The 12,471-nt window shown below is 70.1% G+C and carries 8 protein-coding genes and 4 pseudogenes; 8 read left to right on the forward strand and 4 right to left on the reverse strand.

What is annotated here, in order from left to right:
• Positions 1–146: 146 nt before the first annotated feature.
• Positions 147–806 (forward strand): nitroreductase family protein, encoded by a 660-nt coding sequence (locus tag BJF85_RS16080; protein ID WP_075848597.1) that lies wholly within the window; start codon positions 147–149, stop codon positions 804–806.
• 88 nt (positions 807–894) lie between these two features.
• On the opposite strand, the gene BJF85_RS16085 is transcribed toward BJF85_RS16080, so the two are convergent.
• Complete coding sequence (locus BJF85_RS16085; RefSeq protein ID WP_083666450.1) at positions 895–1,998, reverse strand: hypothetical protein; 1,104 nt, start codon at positions 1,996–1,998, stop codon at positions 895–897.
• Positions 1,914–2,375, reverse strand: a complete 462-nt coding sequence (locus BJF85_RS26670) for a hypothetical protein (RefSeq protein WP_083666452.1) — start codon at positions 2,373–2,375, stop codon at positions 1,914–1,916. The genes BJF85_RS16085 and BJF85_RS26670 overlap by 85 nt, the downstream gene beginning before the upstream one ends.
• A 697-nt stretch (positions 2,376–3,072) precedes the next feature.
• Here BJF85_RS26670 and BJF85_RS16095 point away from each other — a divergent pair.
• From BJF85_RS16095 to BJF85_RS16115, 6 genes and pseudogenes are all read left to right on the forward strand, one after another.
• Positions 3,073–4,434 carry an NlpC/P60 family protein gene (locus BJF85_RS16095; protein ID WP_075848601.1) on the forward strand — a complete coding sequence of 454 codons (1,362 nt, stop codon included), beginning with the start codon at positions 3,073–3,075 and terminating at the stop codon, positions 4,432–4,434.
• A 108-nt stretch (positions 4,435–4,542) separates the two neighbouring features.
• Positions 4,543–4,587, forward strand: a pseudogene (locus tag BJF85_RS31490) (hypothetical protein); the annotation flags it as partial.
• 95 nt (positions 4,588–4,682) lie between these two features.
• Complete coding sequence (locus BJF85_RS31495; protein ID WP_369822198.1) at positions 4,683–5,045, forward strand: molybdenum cofactor guanylyltransferase; 363 nt, start codon at positions 4,683–4,685, stop codon at positions 5,043–5,045.
• A 139-nt stretch (positions 5,046–5,184) separates the two neighbouring features.
• Positions 5,185–6,245 (forward strand): annotated as a pseudogene (locus tag BJF85_RS16105) (AAA family ATPase).
• 9 nt (positions 6,246–6,254) lie between these two features.
• Positions 6,255–7,264, forward strand: a pseudogene (locus BJF85_RS16110) (DUF58 domain-containing protein).
• Positions 7,261–8,243, forward strand: a pseudogene (locus BJF85_RS16115) (VWA domain-containing protein). Before BJF85_RS16110 ends, BJF85_RS16115 begins: the two co-directional pseudogenes overlap by 4 nt.
• A gap of 29 nt (positions 8,244–8,272) precedes the next feature.
• Here BJF85_RS16115 and BJF85_RS16120 read toward each other — a convergent pair.
• Together BJF85_RS16120 and BJF85_RS16125 are read right to left on the reverse strand one after the other, a co-directional pair.
• Positions 8,273–9,466 carry a DUF222 domain-containing protein gene (locus BJF85_RS16120; protein WP_369822191.1) on the reverse strand — a complete coding sequence of 398 codons (1,194 nt, stop codon included), beginning with the start codon at positions 9,464–9,466 and terminating at the stop codon, positions 8,273–8,275.
• A 516-nt stretch (positions 9,467–9,982) separates the two neighbouring features.
• Positions 9,983–11,008, reverse strand: a complete 1,026-nt coding sequence (locus BJF85_RS16125) for a 6-phosphofructokinase (RefSeq protein WP_075848604.1) — start codon at positions 11,006–11,008, stop codon at positions 9,983–9,985.
• A 288-nt stretch (positions 11,009–11,296) separates the two neighbouring features.
• Here BJF85_RS16125 and BJF85_RS16130 point away from each other — a divergent pair, with 288 nt between their 5' ends.
• On the forward strand, positions 11,297–12,469 hold the full coding sequence (locus tag BJF85_RS16130; RefSeq protein WP_255375678.1) for a 3-deoxy-7-phosphoheptulonate synthase: 1,173 nt from the start codon (positions 11,297–11,299) through the stop codon (positions 12,467–12,469).
• Positions 12,470–12,471 lie beyond the last annotated feature (2 nt).

Raw genomic sequence — 12,471 nt, forward strand, 5'->3', positions numbered from 1 at the left:
GTCGGCGGCGTCTGGTATTCGGCGGTGGTGATCGTCCTGGGTGTCGTCCGCCTCGGTTGTCCGCGTGGTGGGATGACCGTGCCGGCCTCGGACCAGCACACACGGACCGGCGACGAGCAGCGCCGCCGACGAACGGAGTACGCAGCATGCGCGATGTCGACCCGCCCGTGGAGGAGCAGACCGCCTGGGAGGTGCTCAACACGACCCCGGCACGGCGGTACCTCGCGCCGGACCCGATCCCCGACGAGGTGCTGTGGGAGATCCTGGACACCGCGGTCCGCGGGCCCTCCGGCGGTAATCGGCAGGAGTGGGGCTGGGTCGTCGTCACCGATCCCGAGATCAAGAAGCGGGTAGCGCCCTGGTACCGGGAGAACTGGCAGCGCGCCTACGGCAGCCGGAAGGAACAGTTCCTCGCAGGCACGGCCGAGGGACTGAGTCCTGCCGGGTTCCGCGGTGCCGAGCACCTGGCCGAACACCTCGAGGAGGCGCCGGTGTGGGTGTTCCCCGTGCTGCGGCGTGCGGCCGAGGCGACCGACCCGCGCACCGGGTCCTCGATCTACGGTGCGGTCCAGAACCTGTGCCTCGCGGCGCGAGCGCGGGGGATCGGCACCTCGCTGACCACGCTGTACGCGGGCCACGAGGACGAACTGCGCAGCCTGCTCGGACTGCCGGACGACGCGCTGACGATGGCGCTGATCCCGATGGGGTACCCGGAACGGGGCCGGTGGGCGCGTCCCAAGCGTGCGCCCGTCGAGGACGTCGTGCACTGGAACAGCTGGGGCGCCCACGCCCGGCGAGAAAGCTGAGCCGGCACTCGAGCACGGTCGCCACACACGCAAGCGGGGGTGGGCCGGCTTCCGGCCCACCCCCGCATGTGCGAGTTGACTGCGCGGGTCAGAACCCGCCCTGCGTCATCGCCTCGAAGTCCTCGCGCGAGAGGCTGCGCAGAACCGTCAGGCCGAGCTCGGTGACCGTGCGCACCGGGCTGAGGTAGTGCTCGCCGTCGACCTCGACCGTGACGACGCCGATGCCCTGCTCCATGACGCCGCCGGCCAGGTTTCCCATCATCTCGGCGGCCTGCCGCGGCATGGCGCCCCGGAACTCGGAGGCCATCATCCCCACCAGGTCCTCCCCGCACATCCGCTCCGTGCGGCCCTGCGCCTCGGCCTCGTAGCAGTCGCCGTCCTGGCGCACCGTGAACGTCTGGCCGTCGACGCTGACCGTCACCGCGGTGACGGTCACGCGCGTGCCGCCCTCGACGTCGCTGGTCTCGGTCTGCAGGTCGGTGAGCTCCGCACCGGGCGCGCCCGGGAAGTCGGAGGCCTGCTCGAGCAGCAGCGGACCGGCGTCGTGCAGCACGCTCATCTCGCCCGGCGGCAGCAGCGCGAGCACGCGCTCCAGGTCACCGGCCACCGCGGCATCGACCGTTTCGCGCACGACGTCCTCGGGCGAACCCGCGCCCTGCGGCTGCACCGACTCCTCGGGCCACGCGGCGCCCTCCTGCTGCAGGATCGCGTCGGCGGCGGTGTAGAACAGGCTCGGGTACCACTCGCCGTCCTCCTGGACGGCGGCGATGCGGATCGGCTCGTCGGTCTCCTCGGCGATGTCGACCGTGTGCGTCTCGACGGTGTTGCCCGAACCGACCAGCTCGTCCTTGTACTCCGGCGCGAGCGGCAGCTCGTCGGCGTTGCCGGTGAAGGTCAGCGTGCCGCCGGTCAGCTTGGTGATCACGACGCGGTCGTTGACGCGCTCCTCGGCGCTCTCGTCGAACTGCAGGTTCTCGGCGGTCAGGCTGATGCCGCGCAGGTCGTCGGCGCTCGCGTCGTCACGGAACACCCCGAGGCGCTGGTACTCGCCGACGAGATCCTCGAGGGGATCGGTCAGCAGCGCGGCCTCGGACGGTGCCAGGCCGCTCATCGCGCCCGCCACGTCGGCGTCCTCGAGCGAGGTCGCGAGCGTGCGCACCGCGTCGGTCGGCGACGAGGCGCCGGCGGCCACGGAGCCTGACGGAAGAACGCGAAGTACGACCCCGCGACGCCGACCGCCACCACCAGCACGGCGACGAGACCGATGATCAGTCCGCGCTTGCCCTTGCCGCCACCGGAGTTTCCGCCCGCGTCGGGTGTGACGCCGTACTGCGCCCCGTAGGCCTGCTGGCCGTACGGGTCCTGTCCGTACTGGGGCTGGCCGAACGGCTGCTGGCCGAACTGGCCGGGCTGGCCGTAAGGCTGCTGGGGTTGACCGCCGTGGGGCCAGTTCTGCTGCGGATGGCCGCCCTGCGGGTAGCCACCACCCTGCGGATAACCGCCCTGCTGTCCGCCGTACGGGCCGGGCTGCCCGCCCCACGGGTTGTTCGGGTCCTGGGGAGTCGTCACGGATTCCTACCTGTCTGCTCGGTCGTCAGCGCGCACCCTTCCGAAGGTGTGCGCTTGCGAGAACGCCCACGGCCGCGACGGCCGCGACGGCCGTTCCCGTGGCGGTCACGACGGGGCCCGGGGCGGCGATGCCGACCGGTCCGTCGCGATCGAAGGCTTGGACGGTCAGGAGTACCGAAACGGTTCCCACCGGAATTGCCGGAATCCAACACGCTACCGCCGCGGTGCGGGTGAAGCGCGTCAGCAACAGCGCCGCGGACCCGGCACACAGCAGCGGAACCGCGGCCCAGAGCTCGAGCACCGGCTGCGCGTCCCCGGCCAGACCGAGGGCGCCGATGAGCCCGACGCCTCGTAGCTGTCCCTGGTCACGGCGCCGGAGACGAACCAGGGCAGGAACGTGCCGACCACGGCGGTGACGAGTCCGGCCGCCGTGACGAGGCGCCAGCGGCCGAGGCCGTGATGGGGAACGTGCGGGCGGACGACATGAGTTCCCATCGTGCCGTGGCGGCCCCGACCGCGACGGTGAATCGGTGCGAATCGAGATCTCGCGGTGTCGCAGGTCACCGGGGTGGAGGCGACAACGGCCCTGCGCAACTCGGTAAGGGTCACCCGAACCGGGGAATTGTGATGGGAGGTGACAGTGATTCGCATGTGACAACTGGTGATGCCGTGACCGAAATGGCACAGTTCTTCTCGGATGAGCAGGAGGTGGGCCCAGGTGGGGACGAGGACGCGAGGTTCGGTGCTGGCCGTGGGGGCGCTGGCACTCGCCGCAGTGATGGCGGGGCCGGGAACCGCTCTTGCCGTGCCGCCACCGCCGCCCAACCCGAGCGATTCCGAGCTCGAGGCCGGACGCGCGGAGGCCAACGACCGGGCAGACGAGGTCGGCAGGCTCACCAGCCGCCTCGCCGACGCCGAGTCGCGGCTGACCACCTTGCGCAACGAGGTCGAGCGCAAGATGGAGGAGGCCAACAAGGCCCGCGTCGACCTTCAGCGGGCCCGTTCCGCCGCCGACAGCGCCGAACAGGCCGCGGAGGAGGCGAACGCCGAGGCCGAGACCGCGTCGGGCGCGATCCGCGGCATGCGCGAGAACCTCGACCGGTTCGTCGCGGGCAGTTACCGGCAGGGCAGCACGGTCGGCTCCCTGAGCGCGTACCTCGGAGCGGAGTCGCCGAAGGACCTGCTGTCGCGGGAACAGCTGCTCGGGGCCGTCAGCGGCAGCGAGATGGACGTGCTCGAGAACATGCGCCGGGCCCAGGTGGAGAAGTCCAACAAGGACGCCGCCGCCCGCGAGGCGCTCGAGGAGGCCCGCGCGAAGCGGACCGCGGCCGGCGAGGCGCGCGTGGCCGCCGAGGAGGCGCAGCAGACGGCGATCGACGCGCGGCAGGCGCAGGCGGCCCGGACCGAGACCCTCGAGTCCGAGCGCGGCGAGGTCGAGGAGCAACTCCGCGAGGCACGGTCGAACGTCAGCGGCCTCGAGGGGCAGCGCGACGCCTACGAACAGTGGCAGGCGGAGAAGGAGGCCGAGGAAGCCGCGCAGGCGCAGGCCGCCGCCCAGGCCGCGGCGAGCTCGGCCGGCAGCAGCGGATCCTCGGCGCCGGCGCCGGCGCCGGCCCCGTCGTCGAGTTCCGCTCCCGCGGGCGCGACGGTCGAGGCCGTCGTGCAGCGGGCGATGTCGCAGCTCGGCGTGCAGTACGCCTGGGGCGGCGGCAACGCCAGCGGTCCCACCTACGGCATCCGCGACGGCGGTGTGGCCGACGCCCACGGCGACTACGCCAAGATCGGTTTCGACTGCTCGGGGCTGATGATCTACGCGTTCGCCGGGGTGCAGGCGCTCCCGCACTACAGCGGCTACCAGTACGACTCGGGCCGTAAGGTGCCGCTGTCGCAGATGCAGCGCGGCGACATGATCTTCTGGGGCAACGCCGGCATCCACCACGTGGCGCTGTACCTGGGCAACGGGCAGATGATCGAGGCACCGCAGTCCGGTGGCCACGTCCAGGTCGTGCCGGTGCGCTACGGCGACATCCTGCCCTACGCGACCCGCTTGATCGGCTGAGGCGCACGACGGCCGATCGGTCCTACGTGCCAAGCTCGACGCATGTCGTTCGCGTGCGTGATCGTCGCCGGCGGCCGGGCCCGGCGGCTCGGCGGCGTCGACAAGCCCATGCTCGAGGTCGGCGGCACGACGCTGTTGGAACGTTCGCTGCGCGCGGCGCAGGACGGGCCCGACCGGGCCGAGGACGTGGTCGTCGTCGGCCCCTGGCGTCCTGGCTTCGACGGCCCCGGCTCCGACCCGGCCGTGCGGTGGACGCGGGAGGAGCGGCGGGCGGGGGCCCGGTTGCCGCGCTCGCGGCGGGCCTGTCCACAGTGGAGGCCGCCGTGGTGGTCCTGCTGGCGGCGGACCTGCCGGGCGTCCGGCCGGACACGGTGGCGCGACTGGTCGATCAGCTCGCCGCGGACCCGGAGCTCGACGGGGCCGTGCTGGTCGACGACGACGGGCGTCGCCAGTGGTTGCAGAGCGCGTGGCGGACGGCGGCCGTGCGCGCTGCCCTGCCGCCGGAACCGGCGGGCACGGCGCTGCGGACGGTGCTCGGCGGGCTGCGGACGGCCGAGGTGCCGGCACGGCCGGGCGAGACCGCCGACGTGGACACACCGGCGGACCTGTGACCGCCTCCGGACACCCGGTTCACACCGGTCATACCGCCCGGACGGTTCCCTGTGCAGGGAGCACCTCGCTCGGTTGTGCGGGTTCGGCGGGCGGTACGGTCCCGGCGGAGAGGGAAGATCACCGGCTAGGAGGTTAGGCGTGACGGAGCCCGGCATCCCCGACGGCGCGAACGGGGCGGAACCCGGCGCACCCGCACGTGACGCCCAGTTGCTCGAACGGACCGTGTTCGAGGTCAAGCGCATCATCGTCGGCCAGGACCGACTGGTGGAACGCATGTTGGTGGGCCTGCTCGCGAAGGGTCACCTGCTGCTCGAAGGTGTTCCGGGCGTCGCGAAGACCCTCGCGGTCGAGACGTTCGCCAAGGTGGTGGGCGGATCGTTCTCCCGCGTGCAGTTCACGCCGGACCTGGTGCCAGCCGACATCCTCGGTACGCGCATCTACCGCCAGGGCAGCGAGAAGTTCGACGTCGAGCTGGGGCCCGTGGTGGCGAACTTCGTGCTCGCCGACGAGATCAACCGCGCGCCGGCGAAGGTCCAGTCCGCGATGCTCGAGGTGATGGCCGAGCGGCACGTGTCGCTGGGCGGCGAGACGTTCCCGATGCCGGATCCGTTCCTGGTGTTGGCGACGCAGAACCCGATCGAGAACGAGGGCGTCTACCCGCTGCCGGAGGCGCAGCGCGACCGCTTCCTGTTCAAGATCATCGTGGAGTACCCGTCGGCGGAGGAGGAGCGGGAGATCGTCTACCGGATGGGCGTGTCGGCGCCCGAGCCGCAGGCGGTCCTGTCTCCCGAGGAGCTGGCGCGGCTGCAGGGCGTGGCGTCGCAGGTGTTCGTGCACCACGCGCTGGTGGACTACGTGGTGCGGCTGGTGTTGGCGACGCGGACCCCGGGTGAGCACGGTCTGACGGATGTGGCCGGCTGGGTGTCGTACGGAGCTTCGCCGCGTGCGAGCCTGGGCATCATCTCGGCGTCGCGGGCGTGGCGTTGGTGCGCGGCCGGGATTACGTGTTGCCGCAGGATGTGGTGGACGTGGTGCCGGATGTGTTGCGGCACCGGTTGGTGTTGTCGTACGACGCGCTGGCCGACGGGGTGCCGTTGGACCACATCATCACGCGCATCCTGCAGACCGTTCCGTTGCCGCAGGTGACCGCTCGTCCCACGGGCGGGCAGCCGGTGGCCGCAGGCGTTCCGGGCAGGTAACCGGGCGATATGGCATGGCAGAAGCGCACCGGGGACGCCGGCCGGGAGCCGGAGGACGAGCGGGCCGGGTCGGCCGCGGGTGCCTCCGGGGACGCTGAGCGGCCGAGGTGGGCGCCGCCGGTGCTGCGTGGCGACCGGTTGGAGGCCGGATTGCGCACGTTGGAGTTCGACGTGCGTGGCCGGTTGGACGGGTTGTTGCAGGGCAATCATCTGGGTCTGGTTCCGGGGCCGGGGTCGGAGCCGGGGGAGGCGCGGCCGTATCAGCCGGGCGACGATGTGCGCCGCATGGATTGGGCGGTGACGGCGCGGACGACGACCCCGCACATCCGGGAGACGATCGCGGACCGCGAGTTGGAGACGTGGCTCGTCGCTGATGTGTCGGCGAGTCTGGATTTCGGCACGGCGTTCTGCGAGAAGCGGGATCTGGTGGTGTGCGCGGCGGCGGCGATCACGCATCTGACGTCGGGCGGCGGCAACCGGGTGGGCGCGTTGATCTCGAACGGCGCGGAGACGGTGCGGGTGCGGCGCGGGGTGGGCAGGCGCATGCGCGGAATTTGATTCGGCGGATCGCGGAGATGCCGCGCGCGGAGGAGGGTACGGGCGGCGATCTGGGGGAGTTGGTCGATCAGCTGCGCAGGCCGCCGCGTCGGCGGGGTCTTGCGGTGGTGGTGTCGGATTTCCTGGGGGACATGTCGTGGCAGCGGCCGTTGCGGGGGTTGTCGGCGCGGCACGATCTGATCGGTGTCGAGGTGTTGGATCCGCGGGATGTGGATCTGCCGGAGGTGGGCGACATCGTGTTGGCGGACCCGGAGACGGGTCGGCAGCGGGAGGTGCACGCGTCGGCGTTGTTGCGTAAGGAGTTCGCGGCGGCGGCGCAGGAGCATCGCACGGAGGTGGCGCGGGCGTTGCGTCAGGCCGGTGCGGGTCATTTGGTGTTGCGCACGGATTCGGACTGGATCGCGGATGTGGTGCGGTTCGTGGTGGCGCGAAAACGTGGTTGGTCGGGGGCGGTGTCATGAATCTGACGGGGTTCGCGTCGCCGTGGTGGTTCGTGCTGCTGATCGTGGTGGCTGCCGTGGTGGTGGGCTACGTGTTGGCGTCGAGGGCGCGGCGTCGGCGCACGATGCGGTTCTCGAACTTGGCGTTGTTGGAGCGGGTGGCGCCGAGTGGGAAGCGGTGGACGCGGCATGTGCCGTCGGCGTTGTTGGTCGTGTCGTTGTTGTTGTTGACTTTTGCGTTGGCGGGTCCGACGGCGGAGCAGAAGGTGCCGCGGAATCGGGCGACGGTCATGATGGTGATGGATGTGTCGCTGTCGATGGAGGCCACGGATGTGGAGCCGTCGCGGTTGGAGGCGGCGCAGACGGCGGCGTCGGAGTTCGCGGAGGGCTGACGCCGGGGGTGAACCTGGGGTTGATCTCGTTCGCGGGTACGGCGACGGTGTTGGTGGCGCCGACGACGGAGCGGGGCCCGGTGACGCATGCGATCGACAATTTGAAGTTGGCGCAGTCGACGGCGACGGGCGAGGGCATGTTCGCGGCGTTGCAGTCCATCGAGAGTTTCTCGTCGGTGGTGGGCGGTGCGGAGGGTCCGCCGCCGGCGCGGATCGTGTTGATGACGGACGGCAAGCAGACGGTGCCGCAGGACGAGTATGCGCCGCGGGGTGCGTTCACGGCGGCGGTGGAGGCCAAGGACAAGGGCATCCCGGTGAGCACGATCTCGTTCGGCACGTCGCACGGTTCGGTGGAGATCGAGGGCAAGGAAGTGCCGGTGCCGGTGGATGACCCGTCGATGCGGGAGATCGCGCGCTTGTCGGGTGGCGATTTCTACAAGGCGGCGACGGCCGAGGAGCTGCGCGAGGTGTACGCGAGCCTGGGCGAGCAGATCGGCTACGAAACTCAGGACACGGACGCGAGCCGGCCGTGGGTGGTGCTGGGCACGCTGACGTTGTTCGGCGCGGCGGCGAGTTCGCTGGTGATCGGCAGGCGCCTGCCGGACTGATCCGGAGCGGCCGTTCGGCCGGGCCGAGCTCATGGTCGCAGCACCGGTGGGACGGGCGCGGTGTACGTCGTGCCGTGGGGTGTGGTGACTGTCGTGGTGCTGTGGGTCGGGTTGTGGCTGTGGGTCCAGCGTGGGTGGTGTTTGAGGCGGTGGTGGTGTCGACAGCGGCTGGTGCCGTTGGTGGCTGACGTCGGTCCGCCATCTGTCCAGGGTTGTTCGTGGTCGAAGTCGGTGTGGGTGGCGGGTCGGTGACACCACGGGACGACGCATTCGCGGTCGCGGATGCGGACGAGGTCTCGGATGGTGGTTGAGGGTTTGCGCCGGGTGCGACCGAGGGATGTTGGTGTGCCGGTGGTCGGATCGCAGAGGACTTTGCGCCAGGTGCTGGCGGGGTTGGTCATGATCTCTCGGGCGATGGGTGCAGGGATGGTGCCGTAGCCGTCGAGGGTGCAGCCGTCGTCGGTGATGCCGAGTGCGGTGGAGGCCGGCATGTGTAGGGAGACGGTGGCGGCTGTTTCGGGTGCGGTGACGCCGGGATCACGCCCGAGGAGCAGATCTGTGGTGACATCAGCCCGCAACTGATCCATCGATCGCGACGATCCGGCCCGCCGCAGGGCCTGAGCCATCCCGTCGACGCGGGCGTAGGCGGCGGAGGCGACTTCGACGGGCACGTGTGCGGTCAGTCGGGACATGGCGTTCTCACCGTGGATGATTTCGACCTTCCGCCCCTGCCGCGCCGTGCGGGCTCGCGCGGCCTGCCCCTCAGGATCAACGGAATTCGCAATTCTCCGCGCATGCGCAGCCAAGTTGTCGGGCATGAACGTCGAGGCCGGAGACGACGACAGCTTCTCGGCCAACTGGGCATCGACGGCGCGTGCATCGGCGGACGACATCCCGGACGTCACAGCAACAACCCGCGAAGCCCCGTACGAGTCGACCTCCCCACGCGACATCGCCCCCAACATCCCAGGGTGATCAGAGGTCAGCGTCGAGGCGAGGGCAACTCGCTTCTCGACCTGAGCCCGAGACCCCCGCAACACCGGACGCAACGACTCCACCAACCCCGCAGAATCGGACTCAACCGATTCCAACCGAGCCAGCAAAACCGCCTCCCGAGCATCAAGCCGAGCCCGATCGGCACGAACCCGATCAAGCTCACCAAGAAGAGAAGAAGTCAACGTCGACACCCCTAAATGATACCAAACACCCCACAACAACTCCACCCAAAAGCAACCCGAAAAGCCACCCCAGAAACAACCCCACAAAACCGTCCACCCCCGAAGCGAAGCAAGGGCAAACCCGCCACCCCCACCCCCTCAAACACGCACCTCCACCGTGTCATCCCGTCGACCTAAAACGAAACCATCACGCTGCAGGCAGGGCGCAACCCACCCCAACACCGCAGCCAAACAACACAACCTTGCGCCCTGCCTGCAGCGTGATAAACGAAAAGCGAGGTCGACGGGATGACACGGAACAGCGACACCAGTCGCCCCACCATCCCGGAGACCTGCCCGCCGGCGAGGCACCCCTCACCCCAAGGACGCAACCCCAACAACCCACCCCGAAACCCCAACACGGCGTCATGGATTGCCAACACAGTGCCGCGAACTGCCAACACAGCGACGTGAGTTGCCAACACGGCGCCACAGAATGCTGACACGGCGACGCGAAACTCCGACACGGCGACGCGAACTGCTGACACGGCACCCCGAAATGCACCGCCCTCCTCGCTCCCCCTAACCGAAGAACACCTCGGCTTCGGCCAACCGCTCCTCGGGAACGGTCTTCAACACATCCACCGCGTCGGCGAGGCCGATCCGCTCGACCCCCACCCCGCGCAAGGCGACCATCACGTCGAATTCGCCGTCGGCGACGGCGTCGACAGCCTGGAGTCCGAATCGGGTGGCGAGGACGCGGTCGTAGGCGGTGGGTGTTCCGCCGCGTTGCGTGTGGCCGAGGACGACGGCGCGGGATTCCTTGCCGGTGCGGGTGGCGATCTCGTCGGCGAGCCAGGATCCCACTCCCCCGAGTCGGACGTGTCCGAAGGCGTCCTTCTCGCCGTTCTGCAGCACTTCGGCGCCGCCCTCGGGCAGGGCTCCCTCGGCGACGACGATGATGGGGGCGTATTCGCGGTGGAAGCGTCGTTCGACCCAGGTGACGACCTGGTCGACGGAGAATTGTCGTTCGGGCACGAGGATGGCGCTGGCCCCGCCGGCCATGCCGGAGTGCAGTGCGATCCAGCCGGCGTGCCGGCCCATGACTTCGACGACGAGGGCTCGGTGGTGCGATTCGGCGGTGGTGTGGAGTCGGTCGATGGCTTCGGTGGCGATGTGCACGGCGGTGTCGAAGCCGAAGGTGTAGTCGGTGGCGCCGAGGTCGTTGTCGATGGTCTTGGGCACGCCGACGACGTCGATGCCCTCCTTGCCGAGCCGGTGTGCCACGCCGAGGGTGTCCTCGCCGCCGATGGCGATGAGCGCGTCGATGCGTTGTTCGGCGAGTACGGACGCGATGCGTGCGGGGCCGTCGTCGACGGCGTAGGGGTTGGTGCGCGACGAGCCGAGGATGGTGCCGCCGCGGGTGAGGATCGGTTCGACGTCGTCGGTGCTCAGGGTGCGCACGTCGCCGGTGAGCGGTCCTTGCCAGCCGTTGCGGAAGCCGACGACGTCCCATCCGTGTTGGTTCACCCCCTTGAGCACGACGGCGCGGATCACCGCGTTCAGTCCCGGGCAGTCGCCGCCGCCGGTCAGGACACCCACTCGCATCGCTCGCCTGCCTCCACACGTCGCTGTGTTTCGAGAGTTGTGTTTCGAGAGTTGTGTTGCCGAAAAGGGCGGCTCGTACGCGTCGACGAGCTCGTGGCAATGATCTTGCCACGGGACGTGCATCACTGCACCGGTCAAGGAAGGTTAGCCTGTGCTACGGTGCCACTCATGCAGCGTTTCTACTGGTTTACGTGGCCGGCCCGGAGTGGGCCGGTCGGCGTGGCCGTGCGCTGACCATCCCCCACTTCGAGCCGGAAGCCAAGCCGGCTCGGTGGATTCCGGGGCGGCTTGCGGAAAGGAAGCCCCGATGGCCACCCCAACCAGCCCCTCCACGTCGGCGCCGGACGGTGCGACGTCCCGGCGTCCGATGCCGATCCCTCCCTAGCGAGACTCGCGGGCGCCGACCTCGACAATCAGCGCATCACGCACGTCAGCCCCCTGATGTCGCCGGCGTTGCTGCGGGCCGAGCACCCCGTGGACGCCGACATCGCCCGCACCGTGCGCGGCGGCCGCCAGGCGACCGTCGACATCCTCTCCGGCCAGGACGACCGCCTGCTCGTCATGGTCGGCCCGTGCTCGGTGCACGACGCCGACGCCGCCCTGGACTACGCCCGCAAGCTCGCCGCCCACGCCGAGACGGTGCGCGACGAGCTGCACGTCGTGATGCGCGTGTACTTCGAGAAGCCGCGCACGACGCTCGGGTGGAAGGGTCTGATCAACGACCCGGACCTCGACGGCAGCTTCGCCGTCAACAAGGGTCTGCGCATGGCGCGCCAGCTGTTGTTGGACGTCTCGAGCCTGGGCCTGCCCGTGGGCTGCGAGTTCCTCGACCCCATCACGCCGCAGTACATTTCCGACATCGTGACCTGGGGTTCCATCGGCGCTCGTACCGCCGCCAGCCAGGTGCACCGTCAGCTCTGCAGCGCGCTGTCCATGCCGGTCGGCATCAAGAACTCCACCGAGGGCGACGTGCAGGTCGCCGTCGACGCCACGCGCGCCGCCGGTGCGGGACACGTGTTCCCCGGCATCACCACCGACGGTCTGTCGGCGCTGTTCACGACCGCGGGCAACACCGACTGCCATGTGATCCTGCGCGGCAGCAGCAGCGGTCCGAACCACGACCCCGCCACGATCTCCGACACGCTCGCGCGGCTGCGCAAGGCGGATCTGCCCGAGCGGGTCGTCGTCGACGCGAGCCACGGCAACAGCGGTAAGGACCACGTCCGGCAGGCCGCGGTGCTCCACGAGCTGGCCGGACGGATCGCCGGCGGCGAACCGGGCATCACCGGCGTGATGATCGAGAGCTTCCTCGCCGAGGGCAGGCAGGACCTGACGCTCGGGCAGGCCGACGAGCTCGACTACGGACGCAGCATCACCGACGCCTGCCTCGGGTGGGACACCACGGCCGCGCTGCTCGACGAGCTCGCCGCAGGCGTGCGAGCCCGCCGGGCCGCCGCCTGAGG

The organism is Saccharomonospora sp. CUA-673, from assembly GCF_001942305.1.
In the GTDB taxonomy this organism is placed as follows: Bacteria; Actinomycetota; Actinomycetes; order Mycobacteriales; family Pseudonocardiaceae; genus Prauserella.